This window comes from Methylobacterium sp. Leaf94, from assembly GCF_001426045.1.
In the GTDB taxonomy this organism is placed as follows: domain Bacteria; phylum Pseudomonadota; class Alphaproteobacteria; order Rhizobiales; family Beijerinckiaceae; genus Methylobacterium.
In genome coordinates this window covers 367,769-392,204 of sequence record NZ_LMRM01000034.1, presented here as the reverse complement: position 1 = coordinate 392,204, position 24,436 = coordinate 367,769, and the positions used below count along the sequence as shown (strand labels likewise).

Annotated in this window: 22 protein-coding genes; 5 read left to right on the top strand and 17 right to left on the bottom strand. The window is 70.7% G+C overall.

Annotation, left to right across the window (positions count from 1 at the left end; translation table 11 throughout):
• A complete protein-coding gene (gene hrpB, locus ASG63_RS17330; protein ID WP_056219512.1) occupies nt 1-2,505 on the top strand; it encodes an ATP-dependent helicase HrpB in 2,505 nt (834 codons plus the stop codon).
• Nucleotides 2,502-2,945: a DUF805 domain-containing protein gene (locus ASG63_RS25830; protein WP_056219058.1), complete on the top strand. Its 444-nt coding sequence runs from the start codon at nt 2,502-2,504 to the stop codon at nt 2,943-2,945. The genes hrpB and ASG63_RS25830 overlap by 4 nt, the downstream gene beginning before the upstream one ends.
• A 5-nt stretch (nt 2,946-2,950) precedes the next feature.
• Here ASG63_RS25830 and lpxB read toward each other — a convergent pair whose 3' ends face one another.
• The 9 genes from lpxB to ASG63_RS17280 all read right to left on the bottom strand — a co-directional run bounded on the left by lpxB (nt 2,951) and on the right by ASG63_RS17280 (nt 14,687).
• Entirely contained in the window at nt 2,951-4,123 is a 1,173-nt protein-coding gene (lpxB, locus tag ASG63_RS17320) for a lipid-A-disaccharide synthase (RefSeq protein WP_056219054.1), read from the bottom strand.
• Nucleotides 4,120-5,034, bottom strand: coding sequence for an LpxI family protein (locus ASG63_RS17315; RefSeq protein WP_082487668.1), 915 nt, complete (start codon nt 5,032-5,034; stop codon nt 4,120-4,122). The genes lpxB and ASG63_RS17315 overlap by 4 nt, the downstream gene beginning before the upstream one ends.
• Nucleotides 5,031-5,843, bottom strand: coding sequence for an acyl-ACP--UDP-N-acetylglucosamine O-acyltransferase (gene lpxA / locus ASG63_RS17310; RefSeq protein ID WP_056219050.1), 813 nt, complete (start codon nt 5,841-5,843; stop codon nt 5,031-5,033). The genes ASG63_RS17315 and lpxA overlap by 4 nt, the downstream gene beginning before the upstream one ends.
• Nucleotides 5,840-6,295, bottom strand: coding sequence for a 3-hydroxyacyl-ACP dehydratase FabZ (gene fabZ, locus ASG63_RS17305; RefSeq protein WP_407067255.1), 456 nt, complete (start codon nt 6,293-6,295; stop codon nt 5,840-5,842). The genes lpxA and fabZ overlap by 4 nt, the downstream gene beginning before the upstream one ends.
• A 181-nt stretch (nt 6,296-6,476) precedes the next feature.
• Nucleotides 6,477-7,535, bottom strand: a complete 1,059-nt coding sequence (lpxD, locus tag ASG63_RS17300) for a UDP-3-O-(3-hydroxymyristoyl)glucosamine N-acyltransferase (RefSeq protein ID WP_056219045.1) — start codon at nt 7,533-7,535, stop codon at nt 6,477-6,479.
• A 45-nt stretch (nt 7,536-7,580) separates the two neighbouring features.
• Nucleotides 7,581-10,169 carry an outer membrane protein assembly factor BamA gene (gene bamA, locus ASG63_RS17295; RefSeq protein ID WP_056219042.1) on the bottom strand — a complete coding sequence of 863 codons (2,589 nt, stop codon included), beginning with the start codon at nt 10,167-10,169 and terminating at the stop codon, nt 7,581-7,583.
• Between the two features lie 335 nt (nt 10,170-10,504).
• Nucleotides 10,505-11,665: an RIP metalloprotease RseP gene (rseP, locus tag ASG63_RS17290; RefSeq protein ID WP_056219039.1), complete on the bottom strand. Its 1,161-nt coding sequence runs from the start codon at nt 11,663-11,665 to the stop codon at nt 10,505-10,507.
• Between the two features lie 184 nt (nt 11,666-11,849).
• Entirely contained in the window at nt 11,850-13,427 is a 1,578-nt protein-coding gene (locus tag ASG63_RS17285; RefSeq protein ID WP_056219036.1) for a DHA2 family efflux MFS transporter permease subunit, read from the bottom strand.
• 9 nt (nt 13,428-13,436) lie between these two features.
• Nucleotides 13,437-14,687 carry an HlyD family secretion protein gene (locus ASG63_RS17280; protein ID WP_056219033.1) on the bottom strand — a complete coding sequence of 417 codons (1,251 nt, stop codon included), beginning with the start codon at nt 14,685-14,687 and terminating at the stop codon, nt 13,437-13,439.
• A 141-nt stretch (nt 14,688-14,828) separates the two neighbouring features.
• Between ASG63_RS17280 and ASG63_RS17275 the strand changes: the two genes are divergently transcribed.
• Complete coding sequence (locus ASG63_RS17275) at nt 14,829-15,473, top strand: TetR/AcrR family transcriptional regulator (protein WP_056219031.1); 645 nt, start codon at nt 14,829-14,831, stop codon at nt 15,471-15,473.
• Nucleotides 15,474-15,481: 8 nt separating this feature from the next.
• On the opposite strand, the gene dxr is transcribed toward ASG63_RS17275, so the two are convergent.
• From dxr to ASG63_RS17235, 8 genes are all read right to left on the bottom strand, one after another.
• Nucleotides 15,482-16,645: a 1-deoxy-D-xylulose-5-phosphate reductoisomerase gene (gene dxr / locus ASG63_RS17270; protein ID WP_056219027.1), complete on the bottom strand. Its 1,164-nt coding sequence runs from the start codon at nt 16,643-16,645 to the stop codon at nt 15,482-15,484.
• A 12-nt stretch (nt 16,646-16,657) separates the two neighbouring features.
• Nucleotides 16,658-17,521 carry a phosphatidate cytidylyltransferase gene (locus ASG63_RS17265; protein ID WP_056219024.1) on the bottom strand — a complete coding sequence of 288 codons (864 nt, stop codon included), beginning with the start codon at nt 17,519-17,521 and terminating at the stop codon, nt 16,658-16,660.
• Between the two features lie 2 nt (nt 17,522-17,523).
• On the bottom strand, nt 17,524-18,357 hold the full coding sequence (locus ASG63_RS17260) for an isoprenyl transferase (protein ID WP_082501245.1): 834 nt from the start codon (nt 18,355-18,357) through the stop codon (nt 17,524-17,526).
• Between the two features lie 63 nt (nt 18,358-18,420).
• Entirely contained in the window at nt 18,421-18,987 is a 567-nt protein-coding gene (gene frr / locus ASG63_RS17255) for a ribosome recycling factor (protein ID WP_056219022.1), read from the bottom strand.
• Between the two features lie 563 nt (nt 18,988-19,550).
• On the bottom strand, nt 19,551-20,273 hold the full coding sequence (gene pyrH, locus ASG63_RS17250) for a UMP kinase (protein ID WP_056219019.1): 723 nt from the start codon (nt 20,271-20,273) through the stop codon (nt 19,551-19,553).
• Between the two features lie 173 nt (nt 20,274-20,446).
• Entirely contained in the window at nt 20,447-21,367 is a 921-nt protein-coding gene (tsf, locus tag ASG63_RS17245; RefSeq protein WP_056219016.1) for a translation elongation factor Ts, read from the bottom strand.
• A gap of 185 nt (nt 21,368-21,552) precedes the next feature.
• A complete protein-coding gene (locus ASG63_RS17240; RefSeq protein WP_056219011.1) occupies nt 21,553-22,620 on the bottom strand; it encodes a 30S ribosomal protein S2 in 1,068 nt (355 codons plus the stop codon).
• 168 nt (nt 22,621-22,788) lie between these two features.
• Nucleotides 22,789-23,163, bottom strand: coding sequence for a PH domain-containing protein (locus ASG63_RS17235; RefSeq protein WP_056219008.1), 375 nt, complete (start codon nt 23,161-23,163; stop codon nt 22,789-22,791).
• Nucleotides 23,164-23,258: 95 nt separating this feature from the next.
• On the opposite strand from ASG63_RS17235, the gene ASG63_RS17230 reads away from it, so the two are divergent.
• Complete coding sequence (locus tag ASG63_RS17230) at nt 23,259-24,020, top strand: pyridoxine 5'-phosphate synthase (protein ID WP_056219005.1); 762 nt, start codon at nt 23,259-23,261, stop codon at nt 24,018-24,020.
• Nucleotides 24,017-24,430, top strand: coding sequence for a holo-ACP synthase (acpS, locus tag ASG63_RS17225; RefSeq protein ID WP_056219002.1), 414 nt, complete (start codon nt 24,017-24,019; stop codon nt 24,428-24,430). The genes ASG63_RS17230 and acpS overlap by 4 nt, the downstream gene beginning before the upstream one ends.
• Nucleotides 24,431-24,436 lie beyond the last annotated feature (6 nt).

The following is a 24,436-nucleotide window of genomic DNA, read 5'->3' as shown; positions in this document are numbered from 1 at the left end:
ATGGCTCAGACGCTTCCCGCCACCGCCGTATCGGACCTGCCGATCGAGGACGCCCTCCCGGCCCTGCGCGACGCCCTCGCCGGAGGGCCGGCCGCGGTGCTGGTGGCACCGCCCGGCGCGGGCAAGACCACCCGGGTGCCGCTGGCCCTCCTCGACGCGCCCTGGCTGCGGCCCTCCCACAAGATCATCCTGCTGGAGCCGCGCCGCCTCGCCGCCCGGGGGGCCGCCGAGCGCATGGCCGCTACGCTGGGCGAGCGCGTCGGCGACACGGTCGGCCTGCGGGTCCGCCTCGGCTCGAAGATCTCCGGCCGTACCCGGATCGAGGTCGTCACCGAGGGCGTCTTCACCCGCATGATCCTCGACGACCCGGAACTCACGGGCATCGGCGCCGTCCTGTTCGACGAGTTCCACGAGCGCTCCCTCGACGCGGATCTCGGCCTCGCCCTGGCGCTCGATACGCAAGGAGCGCTGCGCGAGGACCTGCGGATCCTCGTCATGTCGGCGACCCTCGACGGCGCACGGGTCGCCGGCCTACTCGGGACAGCGCCGGTGATCGAATCGGAGGGGCGCGCCCACCCGGTGGAGACGCGGTACTGGGATCGCGACCCGAACCGGCGCATCGAGGAGGTCATGGCCGAGGCCATCCTGCGGGCCCTGCGCGCCGATCCGGGCTCGGTCCTGGCCTTCCTGCCGGGCCAGGGCGAGATCCGCCGGGTCGCGACGCTGCTGGCCGACAAGGTCGACGCCGTCACCGAGATCGCGCCGCTCTACGGTGCGCTGACGCCCGCCGAGCAGGACCGCGCCGTGGCGCCCGCGCCGCCGGGCCGGCGCAAGGTGGTGCTCGCGACCAGCATCGCCGAGACTTCGCTGACCATCCAGGGCGTGCGCATCGTCGTCGATTCCGGACTGTCGCGCGTCCCCGTCTACGAGCCCGGCCTGGGGCTGACCCGCCTCATCACGGCGCGCGCCTCCCGGGCCTCCGTGGACCAGCGCCGGGGGCGCGCCGGCCGCACCGAGCCCGGCATCTGCCACCGCCTCTGGGCGGAGGCCGCCACCAACGCCCTCGAGCCCTTCACCCGCCCGGAGATCCTCGCCGCCGACCTCTCGGGCCTGGTGCTCGACTGCGCCGCCTGGGGCGTGTCCGATCCGGCGACCCTCGCCTTCCTCGACCCGCCGCCCGCGCCCGCCCTGACCGAGGCGCGGGCGATGCTGCGCGACCTCGGAGCGATCGAGGTCGACGGGCGGCTCACGGAGACCGGCCGGGCCCTGCGCGCCCTGCCCCTGCCGCCGCGCCTCGCCCGCATGGTCGTCGGCGCAGCGGGATACGGCACGGCCCGCGCGGCGGCGGATCTCGCGGCGGTGCTGGTCGAGCGCGGCCTCGGCGGGGACGACACCGACGTGACCCATCGGGCCGAGCGCTACGGCCGCGACCGCGCCCAGCGGGCCGCGGACATGCGCCGCCTCGCCCAGGGCTGGGCCCGACAGGCGGAGGGCTTCGCCGGCAAACTGATCAGCGCACCGGCCGGCCTCGACATGAGCGAGGCCGGACCGCTCCTCGCCCTGGCCTATCCCGACCGCGTCGCCCGCGCCCGCGGCCGTGACGGCGAGTTCGTAATGGCCAATGGCCGGGCCGGGCGCGTCGATGCGGCCTCCGCCCTGGCCCGCGCGCCCTTCCTCGTCGTCGCCGAGCTCACCGGCAGCGCCGCCCAGGGGCGCATCCTGTCGGCGGCCCCGATCACCCTGGAGGCGATCGAGGCGTTGTTCGGACCGGCGATCGAGGCGGCGACGCAGATCGCCTTCGATCGGAGCGCCCGCGCCCTGCGGGCCCGCTCCCTGCGGCGCCTCGGAGCGCTCACCCTGGGGGAGCGAACCCTGCCCGTCCCGGCCGACCTCGCCTCGGCGGAGATCCTAGCGCGGGGCGTCGGCGAGATCGGTCTCCAGGCCCTGCCGTGGACGCCCGCGCTGACGCAGTGGCGCGCCCGCCTGCAGTTCCTGCGCACGGCCGATCCCGAGACCTGGCCCGACCTGTCCGACGCCCACCTCGTGTCCACGATCGAGGCCTGGCTGGCGCCCGAGATCGTCGGGCGCACCAGCCTCGATGCGATCGGTGCCGACGACCTGGCGCGCGCCCTCCAGGCGCTCCTGCCCTGGTCCCTGCGCGCCCGGCTCGATGCGGAAGCCCCGACACACGTCGAGGTACCCACCGGCTCGCGCATCGCCCTCGATTACGAGGCCGAGGGCGGGCCGGTGCTCGCCGTCCGGGTGCAGGAGCTGTTCGGGCTCGAACGCCATCCGAGCATCGCCGGGGGACGCATCCCCCTGGTGCTGCACCTGCTCTCGCCGGCCTCGAGGCCGATCCAGATCACCCGCGACCTGCCGGGTTTCTGGCGCGGGTCGTGGAGCGCGGTGCGCTCGGAGATGCGCGGGCGCTATCCCCGCCATCCCTGGCCCGAGGACCCGATTGCCGAGCCGCCCACCCGGCGGGTGAAGCCGAGGGGCACGTGAGCGAACGCCTCCACTCCCCCCTCGCCCTCTACGATCCGCGCGGGCGGCTCGCGGTCTCAGCCTACCGGTACCTGCTGATCCGCGCGCTGCTCCTCGGCTCCGGGCTGCTCTGCCTCGGCATCTGGCTCGCGAGCCTCGGCCTGCGCTGGGTCGGGTTCCTCGCGGTCGCCGGGATCCTGCCGGTGATGGGGGCGACGGCGATCCAGACGGTCCGGCGCCTGCACGACCGGAACCGCAGCGGCGGCTGGCTCGGCCTGTATGTCCTGGCGGAAACCGTCGGCGTCCTGCCCCTGGAGCGGGCCGTCGACACCCATCCCCTCCCCGTCATCGCCCTCGTGGCGGCGATGCTCGGCGTCTTCGTCTGGTTCTTCGTCGAGACGGTGTTCCGGGCGGGGAGCCCCGGGACCAACCGGTACGGTCCGGTCCCCGCAGCGCCTTGAGCGGGTCAGGCCGCGCGCCGGGCGGCCAGGACGATGCGGGCGGCGCTCCGGCTCGGGGGCTCGTCGTCCGGCAGGCGCATCAGGCTGTCGATGCGGGCGAGCGCATCGACCTGCGCCTCCCGCGCCGGCTCACCCGCGAGGAGCGGCGCCACCGCTTCGGCGAGGCGTGCAGCCGTGCACTCGGCCTGGATGAATTCCGGCATGGCATTCCGCCCGAGGATCAGGTTCGGCAGCACGATCGTGGGCACCTGGATGAGGCGGCGGGCCACCGCCTCCTCGATCCGCGAGACCTTGTAGGCGACCACCATCGGCACGCCGGCCAAGGCCAGCTCCAGGGTGACGGTGCCCGAGGCCGCCAGGGCCGCCCGGGCCCGGCGGAAGGTGGCGTGCTTGGCCGCCTCGCCGTGCACGAGGGTGACCGGGCTGTCCCACGACAGCGCGAGGCGCTCGATCAGGGCCCTGTGCCGGGTCACCGCCGGCAGCACCGCCTCGATCGGCCCGAAGCGCGCCGTGAGCCGCGCCAGGGTGGCGCCGAAGACCGGCATCAGTCGCTCGATCTCCGAGCGGCGCGAGCCCGGCAGGATCGCCAGGACCGGCTGCCCCGCCATGCGGGCCTCGGCCTCGACGGGGTCCGGCCGCAGCTCCCCGAGCCGCTCGATCAGCGGGTGGCCGACATAGGTGCAGGCGGGGCCGTTGAGGCGCCGGTGCGCCTCCGGCTCGAAGGGAAGGAGGGCCAGGACGTGGTCGATGAAGGGGCGCATCTTCGCCGCCCGCCACGGACGCCAGGCCCAGACGCTCGGGGAGACGTAGTCGACGATGGGCAGGTCCGGCATCCGCTTGCGTACCCGCGAAGCGACCGCGTGGGTGAAGCCGGGGCTGTCGATGATGACGAGGACGTCCGGCCGGGCCTCGACGACGTCGCGCACGGTCTGGCGGATACGGCGCAGCAGGGTGCGCAGGCGGGCGGCCACCGGCAGGTAGCCCATCACCGCCACGTCATCGATGGGAAACAGCGAGGCGAAGCCCTCCGCCACCATGGCCTCGCCGCCGACGCCGCCGAAGCGGATCGGCCGGTCGGACAGCTCGCGCAGGCCGCGCATCAGCTTGGCCCCGAGCTGATCCCCGGAATCCTCGCCGGCCACCAGCCAGATCGTCCGCTCGCTGTGCGGTGCGTTCATGATCCCGATCCCGTTCCGGCCTCCGGGCCGCCCGCGTCGGCGCCGAGGCCGAGGAGAAAGAGGCCCGCCCGGTCCGCGGCCGCGATTGTGGCCGGACGGTCGATGATCAGGGTGAAGGCCGCCTGGATGGCGAGGCCGGCGCAGCCCGCCGCCGCCGCGTTCGCCACCGTGCGGGGGCCGATCGCCGGCAGGTCGACGCGCAGGTCCTGACCGATCTTGGCGCATTTCACCAGCACGGTGCCGGGCTGCGCGCTGCCGTAGCCGAAGGGGCGGCGTCCGAGCATCCGGGCCCGGGCCAGCATCCGGTCGGTCCCCTCCGGACCCTCGACGGCCAGGGCCCGCTGCCCGACGACGACGGAGGCCTGGCCAACATCGAAATCCGACAGGGCCGCCAGTAGGGCGCGGCCGGTGACGATGGACTCCCGCGCCGCGGCATCGGGCGCGTGCCGGCCGAGCAGGCCCTCGGGCGTGAGAAGATCCGGGGCGACCTCGTGGACGCCGACCACGCCGTGGCCGTGCTCTTCCAGGAGCGCCAGGGCGCCGCGCAGGAGGCGGTCGTCGCCCCCGCCGGAGATGGCCTTGAGGGCGTCGCGGTTGCGCAGGGCCGCGGCGGCGTTGAGGATCGCGGCCGGGTTCGGCCGGGACACGCCGCCGGCCGGCACCACGGCGACCGGCCCCCAGGCCTTGAGGATCGCCAGGATGCCGGCGATGTCGAGGAGGTCGACGGTGGCGTCCGCACGGGCGCGCATCGCCCGCTCGGCGAAGCCCCGGATGGCCAGGACGCGGAACGGCCGTCCGGCCCGGTCGAGGGAGGTGGCCACGAGTTCCGGCAGGCGGCCGGCGCCCGCCACCAGGACCAGCGCCGCCGGTGCGGACGCGATGCGCGCCGCCGGCACCGGGTTCGCGCTCAAGCGGCGCCCGGCGTCTCGCGCGGGGTGCAGAGCGAACGCTTGCCGCCGGCGCGGATGAAGGCGACGATCTCGGCCACGGCGCGGTGGGTCTCAAACTCGGCGGCGACGTCCTCGAGCCGCTCCATCAGCGTGCCCTCGTTGGCGAAGAGCAGCCGATAGGCACGCCGCAGGGTGTGGATGTCCTCCCGGGCGAAGCCACGCCGCTGAAGGCCGATGATGTTGAGGCCCGATAGGTAGGCCCGGTTGCCCAGGGCCATCCCGTAGGGGATGCAGTCGTTCTCCAGTCCCGACAGGCCGCCGACGAAGGCGTGCGCCCCGACGCGCGCGAACTGGATCACGGCGGCACCGCCGCCGAGGATGGCGTAGTCGCCGACGCTGCAATGGCCGGCGAGCATGACGTTGTTCGAGAACACGACGCCGTCGCCGACCCGGCAATCGTGCCCGACATGCGAATTGGCGAGGAAGGTGCAGTGATCGCCGACCGTGGTCTCGAGCCCACCCCCGGCCGTGCCGGGATTCATGGTCACGCCCTCGCGGATCAGGCAATCGGCGCCGATCGTGAGGGTCGAGGCCTCGCCCTTGAACTTCAGGTCCTGCGGCGGATGGCCGATGGAGGCGAAGGGATAGAGCCGGGTCCGGGGGCCGATCGTGGTCTGGCCGGCCACCACGACGTGGCTGACCAGATCGCAGCCCGCCCCGAGGGTCACGGCCGGGCCGACATGGCAGAACGGACCGATCCGGACGCCCTCGCCCAGGGTCGCGCCGTCCTCGACCACCGCGCTCGGATGGATCTCCGCGGCGGCGCTCACTCCGTCACCAGCATCGCGCCGATCTCGGCCTCGGCGACGAGGACGCCGTCGACCCGCGCCTCGCCCCGGAACCACCACATGGTCCGCCGGTGGTTCGTCTTGGTCATGTGGTAGCGCACGGTGTCGCCGGGCACGACGGGCTTGCGGAACTTGCACTTGTCGATGGTCATGAAGAACACCTGCTTGGTGCGCAGCTCGTCGCTCATGATGTGGCGGCAGCAGATCGCGCCCGCGGTCTGGGCCATGCCCTCGATCAGCAGGACGCCGGGAAACACCGGCAGGCCGGGGAAATGCCCGGTGAATTGCGGCTCGTTGATCGTGACGTTCTTGATCCCGACGCAGCTCCGGTCGCCGTCGATCTCGACGATCCGGTCGATCATCAGGAAGGGATAGCGGTGCGGCAGGAGTTCCAGAACCGTCTGGATGTCAGCCGAGCCGAGTTCACGCGGCATGTCGCTCATCGATTGCAATACCCTGCTGCGCGTCGGCGCCTCCGCCGCCCGCCTTTTTCCCGTGTGTCGCCAGACCTGGAGGATGCGCCTTCATTCGGCAGAAGCCCGGCGGATGCAAGCCCTCGGCGACGAATGCGGCGGCAACATGCCCTCCCCGCGCCCGGATGGACGCGGCCGCGCCTCACGCCTTCGGCTCGTCTCCGCCGGTGGACCGCTCGGCCAGGCGCGCCAGCGTGGTCAACTCGCGGAACCAGGCCCTCACGGGCTTGGCCGGGGTCCCGCCCCATCGGCTGCCCGGGGGGACGTCGCGGTTCACGTTCGACGACCCCGCGATCTGGGAGCCCATGCCGATCCGCAGGTGGCCGACGACGCCGACCTGACCACCCAGGACGACGTAGTCCTCGAGGGTGGTGGAGCCGGAGATCCCGACTCCCGAAACGATCACGCAGTGGCGTCCGACGACGACATTGTGGGCGATCTGCACGAGGTTATCGATCTTGGTGCCCTCACCGATGATGGTGTCGCGGCTGGCGCCACGATCGATCGTGGTGTTGGCGCCGATCTCGACATCGTCCTGAACGATGACCCGGCCGATCTGGGGCACCTTCAGGTGCCCGCCGGGGCCCATGGCGAAACCGAAACCGTCCTGCCCGAGGCGGGCGCCCGGATGGATGATGACCCGGTTGCCCAGGAGGGCGTGGGTCAGGGTGGCCCCGGCCCCGATCGCACAGTCGCGCCCGATCCGGACGCGGGGGCCGATGCTGGCATTCGGCCCGATGACGGTGCCGGAGCCGATCTCGGCACCGGGGCCGACGACGGCCCCCGGATCGACCCGCACGCCGGGTTCGAGGCGGGCCTCGGGATGGATGTGCGCGCCCGGGGCGACGCCGGTGGAGCCGAAGAGCGAGGCGGGCCGCATCGCCTCCGGATGAAGCCGGGCCAGCAGGCCGGCATAGATCCGGTAGGGATCCCGCAGGACGAGGGCCACGGTCTCGGCCGGGACGCGTGGGGCGAACCGGGGCGACACGAGGCAGAGCCCCGCCCGGGTCGCCGCGAGGGCGTCGCCGTAGCGGGCGTTGTCCATGTAGGCGACGTCGGCCGGCGTGGCGGATTCCAGCGGCGCGGCGCCGGTGATCACGCCGTCGGGGTTCGCCCCCTGGGGAAGCGAAACGCCAGCAGCCTCGGCGATGGCGCCGAGGCTGAGGGTTGTGGTCGCGGAGAAGAAGATCGGATCTGACATGCCGTCACAACGTGCTGCCTCCCCGAAAGGAGGCAGCGCTCCGGGTCAGAACCGCGAGCCGCCGGAGAACCGGAAGGCCTGGAGCTGATCCTTGCCGACGCGGCCGAGGTAGTTGCCGGTCGCATCGTAGGCCTTCACACCTTCATCCTTCGAGAGGGCGTAGGCGTAGTCGAAGCGGATCGGACCCAGCGGCGAGTTCCAGAGGATCGACGCGCCGACCGAGGAGCGGATCGTCATCTTGTCGCGCACGTTCACGCATTCGGGTTCGACGCCGATGGTGTTCTGGTTGAAGTTACAGGCGCCGCCCGGAGCGATACCGTTGATGAAGGCATCGCCGTTCACGTTGAACTGCGTCCGGCCGTTATAGCCGAACAGCGTACCGGCATCGGCGAACACCGCGCCCTTCAGGCCGAGATCGCGCGGCACGCCGGGAAGCGGGAACTGAACTTCGACCGTACCGCCGAAGTAGGTCGAGCCGCCGATGGCGTTCGAGCGGCTGTCGCTGATGCCGACGTCGCGCGGACCGATGCCGTTGGGCGCGAAGCCGCGGACCAGCGACGGTCCGAGGAAGAACTGGTCGGTGATGCGCAGGGGCTGGTCGTTCAGCGCCGTGATGTGACCGCCCTGGAAGCGGACGAAGCCGACCACGTCCTCGTAGAGTTCCTTGTAGTACCGGGCGTCGCCGGTCACGCGGAAGAACTTCGAGTCGCCGCCCAGGCCCGCGACGTCGGGCTTCAGCTCGGCGTAGAGACCGTTGCGGGGCGAGCCCAGGTTGTCGAGGGTCGAGTAGGCCAGCGTCAGGCCGGCGAGCGAGGTCAGCGTGCTGCCCTGCGAACCCTTGAGCGCGATCGAGGCTTCGCCGTCGAGGGCACAGTTCGGGTAGATCGCCTGACCACCGACGTTTCGCACCGGGTCACCCGGGTTCAGACCCGGAAGCGTCGCGTTCGCGGCGTAGGTCGCGGTGTAGCCGGAAATCGGGTTCGAACAGTCGTTGTACGGCCGCTTGACCGTGTTCGGGACCTTCAGCTCGGTGTTGTAGAGTGAGTAGCGCAGCGTGATGCCGAACTCTTCGGTGATCGGCAGGCCGACGCGGAGCTGGCCGCCATAGACCGTGGTCTCGTAGCGCGAGTAGCGGGTCTGGTCGCTGTACTTGTAGAAGGCGTCGAAGCCGGCGGCGAGACGGTAGCCGAGGAAGTACGGCTCGGTGAACGAGAAGTCGAAGCCGCGCGAGTACTGGCCACCGGTACCGGCCACGCGGACGTACTGGCCGCGTCCGAGGAAGTTCGACTCCGAGATCGAGACCTCGCCGATGATGCCGTCCTGGGTGGAGTAGCCGCCCGCCACCGAGAACGAGCCCGTGGGCTGATCCTCGACGTCGATGTTGATGATCACGCGGTCGGCCGAGGAGCCCGGCTCGTTGGAGAAGCGCACCTTCTTGAAGAAGCCGAGGCCGTTCAGGCGCCGCTCGGCCCGGTCGGTCAGCACCCGGTTGTAGGCATCGCCCTCGGTGATATCGAGCTCGCGCCGGATCACGTAGTCGCGGGTGCGGGTGTTGCCGCGGATGTTGATGCGTTCGACGTAGACGCGCGGGCCGTCCTCGACCACGAAGCCCAGGGCCACGGTGTGGGTGGCGCGGTCGCGCTGGCCAGTGGGACGCACCTGGGCGAAGGGGTATCCCTGGCGCCCGACCTGGTTGGTCACGCCGTTGAGGGTCCGCTCCACGTCCTCGGCGTTGTAGACGTCGCCGACCTGGGCGCGGATCTCGCCGTCGAGGGTCTGGGTGTCGAGGCCCGGCAGGCGGGAATCGATCGCCACCGCGCCGACGCGGTACTGCTCGCCCTCATCGACGGTGACGGTGACGACCCAGCCGGCATCGCCCTCGCCCTCGACATAGCGGGCATCGGCGTTGACGACGCGGAAGTCGGCGTAGCCGTTCTTCAGGTAGTAGCGCCGGACGATGTCGAGGTCGTTGGTGATGCGATCCGGGTCGTAGACGTCGGACGTCTTGATGAAGCTGAGGAAGTTCATCTCCGAGGAGGACATCAGCTCGCGCAGCTTGGACGACGAGTAGGCGCTGTTGCCCACGAAGTTGATCGCCTTGATGCCGGTCTTGTCGCCTTCCTCGATCACGTAGATCACGTCGAGGCGGCCGTTCGGCAGGTCCACCGTCCGGTAGGTCACCTTCGCCGTCCCGCGGCCCGCGCGGCGGTAGACTTCCTTGATGCGCTGGATGTCGGCCTGGACCACGGCCTCGCTGAAGGCGCCGCGCGCCTTGGCCTCGACCTCGCCCTCGAGGGTGGCCTTCTCGATCTTCTTGTTGCCCTCGAACACCACCCGGTTGATCAGGTTGTTCTCGCGGACGCTGACGACGGTGCTGGCGCCGCTGCGGGAGACCTTCACGTCGGAGAACATGCCGCTCGCCAGCAGGTTGCGGCGGGCTTCCTCGGGCGAGCCGGAGGCGGTGCCGGTCACGTAGGACCGGATGGTGTCGGCATCGACACGCTTGTTACCCTGGACGACGATCTGCTGCGCCTGAGCGGTTCCACCGAGAACAAGGCCAGCGGCCGCCGCGGCGACTAGGACGATGGTCTGTTCCGCCGACTTACGCCGGCGCTTCCCCGTCATCGACATCATGTAATCGCCCGTCTCTTTATATCTTCAGCGCGAGTTTGCACCCGCAATCAGGCGTCCGTTTTCCGGGCGTCCTGACATCTGGTCCCAAGCTCAGCTTCTATCGGGATTCCCGCGTTAAGCAAACGCCGGGGGGTCCTGCACACCGGGGATTTTGGGGAGACGTGGCCTTCCGGTCACTTAACGCCCCGGCCCGATCGTCGAACAGGGTCAACAAACGGTTGCGCGCGAAACCCGAAGGTTCCGCGCGCGCGACGGATTGTGGTTAAGATCGAGGCGGTTGCGTGTCCCGTAGCGGGACCGGAGCGCGAACGCCGGACGGTCCCGTCCGGTCGCGCTCAGGTTCCGCGTGCGCCCCAGGACGCGCCGAGGTTGAGGATGTCGTTCCAGGCGGCGAACAGCATGAGGAACAGCACGAGGGCGAGGCCGATGCGGAAACCGATCTCCTGGGCCCGCTCGCTCAGCGGCCGGCCGCGGACGGCCTCGAAGGCGTAGAACAGCAGGTGGCCCCCATCGAGCAGGGGCACGGGGAAGAGGTTGAGGAGGCCGATCGAGACCGAGAGCAACGCGATCAACCCGATCAGGCCCCCGAGGCCGCCGCTCTGGGCCACGGCACCCGACACGCGGGCGATCCCGATCGGTCCGGAGAGCTGATCGGGGGATTCCCGGCCGGTGACCAGCTTGCCGATGTAGTCGATCGTCCGGTCGACCACGAAGTAGGTCTCGTAGGTCCCGAGGCCGAGGGACTGGACCGGGCCGTAATGCACGAGCTTCGCCTCGCTCGCCTTCGGACCCTGGATCCCGAGCCGGCCGAAGCGGTGACGACCGAACGGCGTCACATCCTCCTTGCGCTCGGGCACGGCCACGAGCTCGCGGGTCTCGCCGCCGCGCTCGACCGTGAAGGTCAGGCTGGAGCCGGCCGCCCCCGAAACCGTCCGCTGCATGTCGGTGAAGCTGTTGACCCGCGATCCGCCGATGGCGCGGATCACGTCGCCGGGCTCGAAGCCGGCCCGGGCGGCGGCACTGTCGGGCATCACGGCCTCGACGCGGGCCGGCGTCTCGTAACGCCCTCCGAAATAGATGGCGCCGGAGAACAGCGCGATGGCGAGGATGAAGTTGGCGATCGGTCCCGCGGCCACGATGGCGGCGCGCTTCGGCAGGGGCTGCGTCGGGAAGCTGGTGGCCCGCTCCTGTGGGGACATGCGGGCCAGGGCCTCGGGATCCGGAGCGCTGGCGCCGTTGGCGTCGCCGTGGAACTTCACGTAGCCGCCGAGGGGGATCGCCGAGAGCTTCCAGCGCGTCCCATGCCGGTCGTTGAAGCCGAACAGTTCCGGTCCGAAGCCGAGGGAGAAGGCGTGAACGCCGACCCCGCACCAACGCCCCACCAGGAAATGTCCCATCTCGTGCACGAACACGACGATGCTCAGCACGATCAGGAAGGGGATCACGGCGCCGAAGAAGCCGCTCGCCGTGCCGCCCATGGCGTTCAGAAAGTCCATTGGTCGATCCTCTCGGCCTCCCCCGGGGCCGTCGCTCCGCTGTAGCAGATCGGATGCGTCGAACGCGAACGCAAACCTTTTGGCCGGGGTTTGCGGTCGCAGGGGCGCATCGCGCGGCGCTGTCCCCGCATTCCCGGGGTCAGGGTAAAGAACCGCGCCGGCTTCGGATGCGCGCTCGACGTCCTCAGTGCCCGCCGCCGCCGGCCGCCGCACGGGGCCGCCGGATGAAGGGCACGGCGCAGGCCATGGCCACGAACAGGACGGTCAGAACAAGGAAGACGTCGGTGAATCCCATCACCAGACCTTGGACCCGTACGGTGTTCATCATGGCCTTCAGCGCCATCGCGTCGGCATCGCCGCCGAGCACCTCGAACTGCCGGCGGGTCATGTCCAGGCGCTCCAGCACGGCGGTGTTGGTCCAGGTGAAGCGCTCGTGCAGGCGGGCGAGGTGAAGGTCCCAGCGGTCGTTCAGGACGGTGTTGATCAGCGCGAGCCCGACGGCCCCGCCGAGGTTGCGGGTGAGGTTGTAGAGGCCCGAGGCGTTCTTCATGCGCGCCGGCGGCAGGGTGCCGAGGGCGATGTTGTTGATCGGGATCATGCACAGCATCAGCGAACAGCCCCGCAGGATCTGCGGCACCAGGAGTTCCCAGAAGTCCCAGTCCTTGGTCAGGCCCGTGACCATCCAGGTGCCGGTGGCGAACCCGAGGAAGCCGAGCGCCATCATCAGGCGCGGGTCGACCTTGCCCGAGAAGCGCCCGGCGATCGGCGCGGTGGCGAACATGCAGAGGCCCGAGACGAACATCGTCTCGCCGATCTGGAGCGCCGAGTAGCCACGCACCCGCCCGAGATAGACCGGGTAGAGGTAGGTCAGGCCGTAGAGGCCGATGCCGAGGACGAAGCTGAAGAGGCAGCCGGCCGTGAAGTTGCGATCGGAGAAGGCGCGCAGGTCGACGATGGGCTCGGCGGCCGTGAAGGCCCGCCAGAAGAAGGCGGGTCCGGCGGTCAGGCACACCACCGCGCAGGCGAAGACCGCCTCGTCGGCGAGCCAATCATGGTTCGGACCTTCTTCCAGCACGTATTCGAGGCAGCCGAGCATCAGCGCCATGAACACGAGGCCGAACCAGTCGAAGCGCTTGAACAGGGTCAGGTTCGGCTCGTCGAAATCGACCAGCAGGTAGGTCGAGACCGTCACGAAGATCCCCGGCACGACGTTGACGAGGAACAGCCAGTGCCAGTCGAACAGGTCGGTGAGGTAACCGCCCACCGTCGGCCCGATGGTGGGCGCGAGCGTCGCCACGAGGCCGATCATCGGCGAAACGATGGAGCGCTTCGAGGGCGGGAAGATCGTGAAGGCGGAGGCGAAGACCGTGGGGATCATACCGCCGCCGATGAAGCCCTGCGCGGCCCGCCAGACGATCATCTCGTCGATCGAGGTGGAGGTGGCGCACATCAGGCTCATCAGCGTGAAGCCGCCGGCCGAGATCACGAACATCCAGCGCGTCGAGACGACCCGCGACAGGAAGCCGGAGAGCGGGATCGAGATCACCTCGGCGATGAGGTAGCTGGTCTGGACCCAGGGGATCTCGTCGCCCGAGGCCGACAGGCCGGCCTGGATCTCGGCGAGCGACGCCGAGACGATTTGGATGTCCAGGATCGCCATGAACATCCCGAACACCATGCAGACGAACGCCACCATCCGGCGGCGGTCGAGCGGCGGTTCGGCGGCCGGTGCGGCCGGTCCCAGGGTGGCGGTCGCGGCCATCGCTGGCCCCTAGTGCCGGGCGGCCGTGCGGAGGCGGTCGTCTCCGGCCGCGGTCTCGGCGTTCTCGCGGGTGTCCACCCGGACGGTCACGGACAGGCCGGGCCGCAGGAGGCCCGCTCGGGCAACGTCCGCCGGTACGTGGACCCGCACCGGCAGGCGCTGGACGATCTTGGTGAAGTTGCCGGTGGCGTTGTCGGGGGGCAGCAGGCTGAAGACCGAGCCGGAGGCGGGGGAGAGCGACTCGACCTCGCCGACGATATCGCGATCCGGATAGGCATCCACCGCGATGTGCACGCGCTGGCCCGGATGCATGCGCTCGACCTGGGTCTCCTTGAAGTTCGCGTCGATGCGGACGCTCTCCAGGGGAACCAGGGCGGCGATGCGCGAGCCCGGGGAGACATAGGCGCCGGCCTCCGCGGCCTTGTTGCCGATCACGCCGTCGAAGGGCGCCCGGATCGTCGTGAAGTCCAGATCGCGCGCGGCCCGTGCCTCGGCGGTGCGCAATTCGGCGGCGAGGCCCTCCGCCTCCTTGCCCTGCGCGCGCAGCACCTCGACATTGGCGCGCATGGCCACCAGGGCGGCCTCGGCCCCCTTCACGGCGGCGTCCGTCCGGTCGCGGTCGGCCCGCGCCTGCTCGATCCGCGCCTTGGCGACGAAGTCGACCTTCTCGAGCTGCTGCTGGCGGGCGTAATCGGCCGTGGCGCGGACCGCATCGGCCCGGTTGGCATCGATCTGGGCCGAGGCCTGCAGCATCTGCGCCTGCGCCGCCTCGACCTGCCGGGCGATCCGGGCGATGGCCGCCTGCTGGGTGACGAGCTTGTCGTGGGCGGCCTGCGCGGCGAGGCGGTAATCGCCGTCGTCGATCCGGGCGATGACGTCGCCCCTGTGCATCATCTGCCCGTTCACGACCGGAACCGCCGCGAGATAACCCGGGATCTTGGCGGCCAGGACCGAGATGTCGGCCTGGACATAGGCGTCGTCGGTGCTGACGAAGAACCGTCCGACGGTCCACCAGGCCTGCGCCTTGTAGGCCCCCCCGCCGAGGGCGGCGAGGAGCAGCGTCGCCAGAACGACGTTGCGCGTCCGCCGGGGCTTGACGCGGGCTTCGCCCGTCGACGGCGCGATGACCGCCGGCGTCATCGGCTGGGCCGGCGCGGCGGCCGGTGACGCCGAGACAGTCCGCGTCTCGACGGCATCGGCTCGGATGGCGTCGCCTTGAGCCGGCTCGGCCCGAAACCCGTCGTCCTGGCGCAAGCTCATGGCATCGATCTCACGGCTTCGATCCCGTTCTTCGAGAGAATTGACCGAACCGTTCGGTCATTTTCGGGCCTGCGAACGCTGGCGCGACCCACGGCCTTGGGATATTGTGACCGAACCGTTCGGTCAATGAGGGTCAGGGCCATGGCGACCGCACAGGCCCCGCGCGATGCGCGGGAGCGCACATCGGGGGAGACCGACAAGCGTCGCCAGATCCTCGACGGGGCGCGCGCGGTCTTCATGGCATCGGGTTTCGACGGGGCGAGCATGGGCGAGATCGCCAAGGCGGCGGGCGTCTCGAAGGGGACCCTCTACGTCTACTTCGACAGCAAGGAGGCGCTGTTCGAGGATCTGGCGCTCGCCGAGAAGCGGGGTCTCGCGGAGGTGCTGTTCCGGCTCGATGCGGACGATCCCGACGTGCGGGGCGTCCTCACCCGTCTCGGCCGGAGCTACCTTGCCGAGATGATCCGGCCGGAGCACGTCACGGTGATTCGGATGGTCATCGGCGCCTGCGAGAAGTTCCCGCGCCTGGGCCAGGCCTATTTCGAGGCCGGGCCGGTGCAGGGCACGACGCGCTTGGCCGCCTATCTCGATGCGCAGGTCGCGGCGGGGCGCCTGCGCCCGGCCGGTACGGATCTGGCCGCGCGCCAGTTCCTGCAGATCTGCCAGGCCGGTCTCCTGACGCGCCTCCTCTTCAACGCCGGCGACGGCGTCTCCGAGGCGGAGATCGAGCACAACGTCAGCGAGGCCGTGCGCGTCTTCCTGGCGGGCTACAGCCCCGAGGCCTGAGCCCGGGCTCAGGCCGCCGCGACGGCCTGGCTGCTCCAGCGGCGCACCTCGGCATCGATGGCCAGGGCCTCGTCGACATCCTCGGGCGCGGTCCGGTACTGGCCGGCGAAGTGCGCGCAGGCGCGCTCGACCAGGTCGGCGATGCCGTAGAAGCCGATCGCGCCCTTGATGAAGGCCGCGACCGCGATCTCGTTGGCCGCGTTCATCACGGTGGGTGCGGCGCCCCCGGCGGCGAGCGCCGCCCTGGCGATCGCCAAGCAGGGGAAGCGCGCCTCGTCGGCGGCCTCGAAGGTCAGGCTGCCGGCGGCGGCGAGATCGAGATGGCGGCCGCGGGCGATCGTCAGGCGCTCGCCGAGACCGAGGCAATGGGCGATCGGCACTCGCATGTCCGGCATGGCGAGGCCCGCGGTCACCGCTCCGTCGCGCCAGTAGACGAGGCCGTGCACGATCGATTGCGGATGGACGATGACATCGAGGCGCTCGGGTTCGAGGGCGAACAGGTGGTGCGCCTCGATCAGCTCCAGCCCCTTGTTCATTAGGGAAGCCGAATCGATGTTGATCTTCATGCCCATCGACCAGGTCGGGTGGGCCGCCGCTTCCGTGGGCGACGCGGCGGCGATGCGCTCGCGCGTCCAGGTCCGGAACGGACCGCCCGAAGCGGTGATGGTCATCTTCGCCACGTCGTCGAGGCGGCCGTCACCCAGGGCCTGCGCGAGGGCGTTGTGCTCGGAATCGACCGGCAGCAGGGTGGCGCCGTAGCGTTTGGCGTCGCGCATGAAGGCGTCGCCGGCGCAGACCAGGCTCTCCTTGTTGGCGAGGGCGACGGTACGCCCGAGCTTCAGCGCCGCGTGCGTCGGGCGCAGACCGGCGGCCCCGCTCACGGCCGCCACCACGATGTCGGCATCCCGGGCAACCGCCTCGAGGACGGCGCCCTCACCGGCCCCGTTCGGGATGCCGGTATGGGCCAGGGCGTCGCGCAGGGCCGGACCGGCGGACGCGTCGGCCAGGGCCACGAAATCGGGCTGCAGGTTGCCGGCGAGCCGGGCGATGGCCTCGACGTCGCGCCCCGCCACGAGACCGCCGATGCGGAAGCGGTCGGGATGCTGAAGCAGCAGGTCGACGGTCGATTGGCCGATGGAGCCGGTGGCGCCGAGAATGGTGACGGTCAGCAACGGAAGGGTCCTTCAGGCCGCCGCGAGGCGGCGGGCGATGAGATAGAGGCCGACCAGGACGGCCACGGCGAAGAAGCCGTCGAGGCGATCCATGACGCCGCCATGGCCGGGAATGGAACGGCCCGAATCCTTCACGCCGTAGCGGCGCTTGAGGGCGGATTCCGCGAGATCCCCGCCCTGGCTCAGGATGGAGGCGGTGGCGCTGACGAGGGCGACGAGGGCGAGCGAAGTGGTCGCGAGGTCGCTCCAGCCATGGTCGCGCGCGACCATCACCAGGGCGACACCAGCCAACGTGCCCGCCGCGAGGCCGCCGAGCGCCCCGGACCAGGTCTTCTTCGGGCTGACCTTCGGCATCAGCTTCGGGCCGCCGAAGGTCCGGCCGGTGAAGTAGGCGATGATGTCGGTGGACCAGACCACGGCGAACATCCAGGCCGGTCCCAGGAGGCCGATAGAAGGATCGTCGCGCAGGGCGGTGGGAACCAGGGCGATCACCGCCGAGCTGGCCAGGCCCACGAGGGCCCGCCCCCGTCCCGCCCCGCCGCGGGCCACGGCCGCCACGAGGACCGCCCCGACGGCGCCGACCCCGAGGGCGATCCCGAGCGGGGCGTCGCCGTGCAGGCAGAGGACGAGGCCGAACAGCGTCGCGGCAGTCAGCGCCAGGACGAGACGCCGGGGCACGACCGCGCTCATGCCGATCCACTCGGCCGCGAAGACGATCCCGGCGGCGAGCCAGATCACCGCGAAGGGCCAGCCGCCGAGGACGAGGGCGGAGAGCACGATCGCGCCGAGCAGGATGGCCGACACCAGGCGGGTGTGAAACTCGCGGCTGGCGAGGAGGCCGCGCTGCGAGGCGGGTGCCGCCTCTCCGGGTGCCATGATCAGCCGGCCTTGCCGCTGAGGCCGCCGAAGCGACGGTCGCGGCGGTGATACTCGTCGACGGCGGCGCGGAAGGCGGCATGGTCGAAATCCGGCCAGAACTCCGGCACGATCACGTATTCCGCGTAGGCCGTCTGCCAGGTCAAAAAGTTCGACAGGCGCTGCTCGCCGGAGGTGCGGATCACGAGATCCGGGTCCGGGATGCCGGTGGTGTCGAGGGCGCCCGTGAGTACGTCGAGATCGATGGCATCGGGTGCGAGCCGTCCCGCCGCCACGTCCCGGGCCAGGCTGCGGACCGCCCGCAGGATTTCCTGCCGGCCGCCGTAGTTGAACGCCACGATGAGGGTCAGGCCCGTATTGGCCCGGGTGCGTTGCTCGGCCTCGTCGAGCAATCCGGCGATGTCCGCCGGCAGGCCTTCGCGCTCGCCGATGATGCGGATGCGCACGTTGTTGCCGTGGAGATCCGCCAGGTCGCGGCGGACGAAGAGCTTCATCAGACCCATGAGGTCCGCAACCTCGGCAGGCGGCCGCCGCCAGTTCTCGGAGGAGAAGCTGTAGATCGTCAGGTAGCGCACGCCGAGTTCGATGGCGGAGCGCACGGCGCGCCGGACCGCCTCGACGCCACGCCGATGCCCCTCGACCCGTGGCAGGCCGCGATCGGCGGCCCAGCGGCCGTTCCCGTCCATGATGATGGCGACGTGCGTCGGGGGCGCCGCCAGGGCAGGCAGGGGCGCACCCGGATACACCGCCGCAGCGGTCTCCGCCGCGCCCAGCGCGACGTCCGTGCCGTGCACCCGCGCCGTCTCGATCTGACGCGCGCCTTCTGAGCGACCCAACGCGCTTCTCCCCCAACCGTCTCTCGTGCCGATCACACGTGGCCCCGATCCCGATCCGGGATCCTAGACCTGCATGATCTCCTTCTCCTTGGCGGCGAGCACGCCGTCGATCTCGGCGATGAACTGGTCGGTGGCCTTCTGGACCTCGCCGGCCTGACGCTTCTCGTCATCCTCGCTGATCGCGCCGTCCTTCTCCAGCTTCTTGAGATGGTCCAGACCGTCCCGGCGGACGTGGCGGACGGCGACGCGCGCTTCCTCGGTGTACTTGTGCGCGACTTTGACCATCTCCTTGCGGCGCTGCTCGTTCATCTCGGGCACGCGCAGGCGGATGGTCTGGCCCTCGGTCTGCGGGTTCATGCCGAGATCGGATTCCCGGATCGCCTTCTCGACGGCGGCGATCATGCCGCGGTCCCAGACCGAGATGCTGAGAAGACGGGGCTCGGGCACGCTCACCGTCGCCACCTGCGCCATGGGCATCATCGCCCCGTAGGCATCGACCTGGATCGGATCGAGGATGCTCGGGGTCGCGCGGCCGGTCCGGAGCGATCCGAGATCCCCCTTCAGCGACGTCACGGCGCCCTGCATGCGACGCTTGAGGTCATTCAGGTCGAATTCTGGAATGGCTGCCATGCTGGACTATCCCGACGCGAACTTGAGGGAATGGGTCGGGCCGCCGGGGCCCGTTCGTGGGCCTCAATGAACCAAAATCCAGTGGGTCGCAAATGGCGTTCGTGTCGTTGGGGCAGGAAACGCCCGGGCCGGGCGGGCGCGCTGCGGGCCCGAGCCTTCCCAGCCTCCACTGCAGGCGGTCCGAAGCGCGGCACGCCCTGGCTTCCCCCGACATCGGCGCGGGCGCGCAGGCGGGCAGACGCGGGCCGCGGACAGCGGGATCGGATCGAATCGCCGCAGCGGATGGAGAGTCTCACGGGCGTGCGGCGCGACCGGCATCCCCGACCCTACGCCCGGGGACGTCGCACGGCTCGATCGGCGCCCGACCGCCGTGGCGGCGATGCGCCGCAAGACGCTTGCGCCGCGCCGGCGACCGGAGCTCCTCCGGGGCTTCAAGAGATCGCCGGCCGCCCGACCCGGCGCCAGGCTCGCGAACCCCTGATCAAGATCGGGCGCCACAGCCGGAAGGACAGCGGCGACGTCCGCAGGCGTCGCCCACCGAAAGGCCGCGGCCGCAGCGGTGCCTAGGGGACAACCTGGGTCGCCGGGGCACCACCCGTGAGGATCGCCAGGATCGAGCTCGGCGCGTGGACGGACCCGACGACGATCGACAGGCGGCTCTCGCGGGCGAGCGCGAAGGCGGCGGTGTCCATCACCTTGAGGTCGCGGGCGATGGCCTCGTCATGGGTCAGCCGGTCGTAGCGCGTGGCGGTGGGGTCGCGGTTCGGATCGGCTGAATAGACGCCGTCCACCTGCGTGGCCTTCAACACCGCATCGCAGCGCAGCTCGGCCGCCCGCAGGACGGCGGCGGTGTCGGTGGTGAAGAACGGGTTTCCGGTGCCGCCGGCGAGGACGACCACCTGGCCCTTGTCGAGATGATGCAGGGCGGGCTGGCGCGCATAGGTCTCGCAGATGGTCGGCATCGAGACCGCCGACATCGTGCGCGCCGGGACGCCGGCGGCGTTCAGGGCCGTTTCCAGCGCCAGGGAGTTCATCACGGTCGCCATCATCCCGAGGGAATCGCCGGTGGCCCGGTCGATCCAGCCGGCCGCCGAGATGCGGGCGCCGCGGATCATGTTGCCGCCGCCGACCACCAGGGCGATCTGCACGCCGGCCTCGCGGGTGCGGGCGATGTCGTCGGCGATGCCCGCCAGGGTCGGGGGATGCAGCCAGTACCCGTCCGGTGCGGCCAGCGCCTCGCCGGAGAGTTTCACGAGGACGCGGCGAAACGGTGTGGTCTCCGGCATCGAGCCAGTCCCCTCTAACCCGGCCTGGATCAGGTCGGGGAGCCAATCGGAAGCGGAGGGGTGTCTAGCCCAAGGGAGGCCGGAACGTCGAGGGGCGGCGGCATTCCTGCCGCCGCCCCTCGACGTATTCGGATGTCCCCGGCGCCGAATGCACGATCGGCGCCGGTGTCTTGTCAGCGCGAAAGGTTCGCGACCTCGGACGCGAAGTCCGGCCCGTCGTCCTTCTCGATGCCCTCGCCGAGGGCGTAGCGCACGAAGGCGGCGAGCTTGACCGGCGCGCCGGCCTTGCCCTCGGCCTCCTTCAGGACCTGGGAGATGGTCTTGGAGCCGTCGTGCACGAAGGGCTGCTCCAGGAGGGTGACCTCCTTGTAGTAGCTCTTCAGGCCGCTCTCGACGATCTTGGCGAGCACGTTCTCGGGCTTGCCGGCATTCTTCTCGCGCAGGATGTTGATCTCGCGGTCGAGGGTCGCCTGATCGACGCCGGCGGCATCGAGTGCCACCGGGTTGGTGGCGGCGACGTGCATGGCGATCTGACGGCCGAGGGTGGAGAGCACCTCGACGTCGCCCTCGGACTCCAGCGCCACGAGCACGCCGATCTTGCCGAGGCCCTCGACCACCTGGCCGTGGACGTAGGAGGCGATCACGCCCTTGGTCACGTCGAGCTTGGCGACGCGGCGCAGGGTCATGTTCTCGCCGATGGTGGCGATGAGGTTGGCGAGGCTCTCCTTGACCGTGGTCGCGGCGCCGGGGAACGTGGCGGCCTCGAGGCCTTCCAGCGTGCCGTCGGTGTTGAGCGCGAGCTTGGCGGCTTCGCGGACGAAGGCCTGGAAGCTGTCGTTGCGGGCGACGAAGTCCGTCTCGGAGTTCACCTCGACGATCGCGGCGTGGTGGCCGGCGGACTCGACGGCGACCAGACCCTCGGCGGCCACGCGGCCGGCCTTCTTGGCGGCCTTGGCGAGGCCCTTCTTGCGCAGCCAGTCGACGGCGGCTTCGATGTCGCCATCGGTCTCGTTGAGCGCGCCCTTGCAGTCCATCATGCCCGCGCCGGTCTTCTCGCGGAGCTCTTTCACCAGTGCGGCGGTGATGTTGGCCATGGCGGGTCCTTTCCGTGTCTTGTCGGATGCGAAACCTTCCCGCGGGAAGGCTTCTGAAGCGAACGGGTTCAGCGAAGCTGAGTCTTTTGAAGCGACTGAGCCCGGCGCTCTTGGAAAGCACCGGGCTTCAGGAAGCAGTGTCCGATCTGGCGATGGCGGCCCGATGACGGGCCGCCGCAGCGGGATCAGGCGGCAGCGGCAGCCTCGACGAAGCCGCGGGCCTGGTCGACCCAGCCGTCGCGACCGATGCGGCCGTTCAGCTTCAGGTCGGCATCGACCTTGGCGACGTCGTCGGCGCTCATGGAGGCCAGCTGCCAGTAGTGATAGATGCCGGCTTCGTTGAGCTTCTGCACGATCTGCGGGCCGGCGCCGTGGAGCTTGGACAGGTCGTCGGGCGCGCCGCGGGGGGCCGAGAGCAGCTCGAAGTGCTCGGTGGACTCGACGAGGGCGGCGACGTCGGCCTGGTTGACCGAGCCCGACTCGACGGAGGTCGCGCCGTCGTCGTTCGCCGGCAGCTCCTCGGCGACCGGCTCCTCGGAGGCGCCGAGATCGATGCCCATCGAGCCCTGGCCGCGCGAGATGCCGTCGATGGCGGCGCGGGCGATCAGGTCGCAGTACAGGGCGATGGCGCGGCCGGCGTCATCGTTGGCGGGAACGACGTAGGTGATGCCGTCCGGGTTGCAGTTGGTGTCGACGATGGCCGCCACCGGGATCCCGAGGCGCTGGGCCTCCTTGATCGCCAGCTGCTCCTTGTTGGTGTCGATCACGAACAGCAGGTCCGGCACGCCGCCCATGTCCTTGATGCCGCCGAGCGCCTTCTCGAGCTTGTCCTTCTCGCGGGCGAGCATCAGGCGCTCCTTCTTGGTGAGGCCCTGGGCCCCGCCGTCGAGGGTCTCGTCGACCTTGCGCAGGCGCTGGATCGAGCCCGAGATGGTCTTCCAGTTGGTCAGCATGCCGCCGAGCCAGCGGGAGTTGACGTAGTACTGGGCCGAGCGCTTGGCGGCTTCCGCGATGGTGTCGGCCGCCTGGCGCTTGGTGCCGACGAACAGAACGCGGCCGCCCTTGGCGACGGTGTCGCTCACCGCCTGCAGGGCCTGGTGGAGGGCCGGCACGGTCTGGGCGAGATCGATGATGTGGATGTTGTTGCGCGTCCCGAAGATGTAGGACTGCATCTTCGGGTTCCAGCGGTGGGCCTGGTGTCCGAAGTGGGCGCCGGCCTCGAGAAGCTGACGCATGGTGAAATCGACGGCCATGTCTTTTGTACTCTCCGGTTGGTACCGCCGCGGAGGAAGCGATCGCGCCCGAGGGACGACGACCACCGGAAACGCCTCATTCAGGCATGAGGCCGGCTCCGCGTGTGGAATGGGCGGGGCCTTAACAGAGCCCGGCCGCCGAGGCAAGGTTCGCCGGGGCGGTCGATCTCACCGGATCGACGCCGCGATCGCCTGCTGGATCGCCAGGATGTTGGCGCCGCGCTTGAGGGTCTTGCGGATCGGCTCGCCCCGGCCCGACACCCAGATCGCCAGTTCGGAATCGAGGTCGAAGCTGCCCGCCGTCTCCACCGAGAACGACGTGATCGCCCGGTAGGGCACGGTCAGGTACGAGACCTTCCGGCCGGTGAGGCCCTGCTTGTCCACCAGGATCAGGCGCCGGTCCGTGAACACGATGAGGTCGCGCAGGATCCGGAAGGCGACCTGCACCGGCTCGCCCTCGGTGAGAATGCCGGCCATCTGCTGGTTGACCTCCGCCGGCGAGAGATCGCTGCCGTGGCCGAGCAGTCCATCGAGAAAAGCCATCGCGCGCCGTATCCCCCTGAAGCCTCGCCGCACCTATGTAGGGGCGCGTCCGCCGTTCCGTCAGGGCGCCACGCCCGTGCCCGGAGTCCGCCTCCATGTCCTTTCCTACCTCTCGGCCGAGCCGCCTCCGGCTCGGCGTCAACATCGACCACGTCGCGACCGTGCGGAACGCCCGCGGCGGCACGGCGCCCGATCCGATTCGCGCGGCCCGCGAGGCGGTCGCGGCGGGAGCGGATGGGATCACGGCGCATCTGCGCGAGGACCGGCGGCACATCCGCGACGCCGACATGGAGACGCTGGCGCGCATCCTGACGGTGCCGCTCAATTTCGAGATGGCGGCCACCGACGAGATGATCGAGATGGCGATCCGGCTGAAGCCGCATGCCGCCTGTCTGGTGCCGGAGAAGCGCGCGGAGCGCACCACCGAGGGCGGCCTCGACATCATCGGCGGCCACGACGCGCTGCAACCCCGCATCGCCCGCCTGTCCGAGGCCGGCATCCGGGTCTCGCTCTTCGTCGAGCCGGACGAGGCAGTGATGGAGGCGGCCCGCCGGCTCGGGGCGCCGGTGGTCGAGCTCCATACCGGCAGCTACTGCGAGGCAGTGGCCGAGGGCGACGCCACGCGCACGGCGCACGAGCTCGACCGCATCGCCCAGGCGGCCACCTACGGGGCGGGGCTCGGCCTGGAGGTCCATGCCGGTCACGGCCTGGCCCTCGACAGCGTCGGTCCGGTGGCGGCCCTGCCGGAGATCGCCGAGCTGAACATCGGCCACGCGCTCATCGGCGAAGCGATCTTCGTCGGCCTGCCCCAGGCGATCCGCGACATGCGCGCTGCCATGGACGCGGCCCGGGCATGATTCTCGGCATCGGCTCCGACCTCTGCGACATCCGCCGGATCGAAAAATCGCTGGACCGTTACGGCGAGCGCTTCACCCATCGGGTCTTCACCGATGGCGAGCGCGCCAAATGCGATGCCCGCGCGGCGCGGGCCCCCTCCTATGCCCGCCGCTTCGCCGCCAAGGAGGCCTGCGCCAAGGCGCTGGGCACCGGCATCGCCCGGGGCGTCTTCTGGCGCGACATGGAGGTGGTGAACCTGCCCGGCGGCCGGCCGACCCTCCGCCTCACCGGGGCGGCCGCAGTGCACCTCGCCGCGATGGTCCCGGCCGGCCACGTGCCGAAGCTGCACATCACCCTCACGGACGACCCGCCCATGGCTCAGGCCTTCGTGATCATCGAGGCGGTGCCGGACAGCACGCCCGGGACTTAGCCGATA

Coding starts and splice junctions, on each gene's coding strand:
- acpS (WP_056219002.1), top strand. CDS start 24,017: ATGATTCTCGGCATCGGCTCCGACCTCTGCGACATCCGCCGGATCGAA.
- lpxB (WP_056219054.1), bottom strand. CDS start 4,123: ATGAACGCACCGCACAGCGAGCGGACGATCTGGCTGGTGGCCGGCGAG.
- pyrH (WP_056219019.1), bottom strand. CDS start 20,273: ATGCCGGAGACCACACCGTTTCGCCGCGTCCTCGTGAAACTCTCCGGC.
- tsf (WP_056219016.1), bottom strand. CDS start 21,367: ATGGCCAACATCACCGCCGCACTGGTGAAAGAGCTCCGCGAGAAGACC.
- frr (WP_056219022.1), bottom strand. CDS start 18,987: ATGGCAGCCATTCCAGAATTCGACCTGAATGACCTCAAGCGTCGCATG.
- ASG63_RS17285 (WP_056219036.1), bottom strand. CDS start 13,427: ATGGCCGCGACCGCCACCCTGGGACCGGCCGCACCGGCCGCCGAACCG.
- ASG63_RS17235 (WP_056219008.1), bottom strand. CDS start 23,163: ATGGCTTTTCTCGATGGACTGCTCGGCCACGGCAGCGATCTCTCGCCG.
- ASG63_RS17240 (WP_056219011.1), bottom strand. CDS start 22,620: ATGGCCGTCGATTTCACCATGCGTCAGCTTCTCGAGGCCGGCGCCCAC.
- ASG63_RS17230 (WP_056219005.1), top strand. CDS start 23,259: ATGTCCTTTCCTACCTCTCGGCCGAGCCGCCTCCGGCTCGGCGTCAAC.
- ASG63_RS17280 (WP_056219033.1), bottom strand. CDS start 14,687: ATGAGCTTGCGCCAGGACGACGGGTTTCGGGCCGAGCCGGCTCAAGGC.
- ASG63_RS17265 (WP_056219024.1), bottom strand. CDS start 17,521: ATGGCACCCGGAGAGGCGGCACCCGCCTCGCAGCGCGGCCTCCTCGCC.
- ASG63_RS17275 (WP_056219031.1), top strand. CDS start 14,829: ATGGCGACCGCACAGGCCCCGCGCGATGCGCGGGAGCGCACATCGGGG.
- rseP (WP_056219039.1), bottom strand. CDS start 11,665: ATGGACTTTCTGAACGCCATGGGCGGCACGGCGAGCGGCTTCTTCGGC.
- bamA (WP_056219042.1), bottom strand. CDS start 10,169: ATGATGTCGATGACGGGGAAGCGCCGGCGTAAGTCGGCGGAACAGACC.
- lpxD (WP_056219045.1), bottom strand. CDS start 7,535: ATGTCAGATCCGATCTTCTTCTCCGCGACCACAACCCTCAGCCTCGGC.
- hrpB (WP_056219512.1), top strand. CDS start 1: ATGGCTCAGACGCTTCCCGCCACCGCCGTATCGGACCTGCCGATCGAG.
- fabZ (WP_407067255.1), bottom strand. CDS start 6,295: ATGCCGCGTGAACTCGGCTCGGCTGACATCCAGACGGTTCTGGAACTC.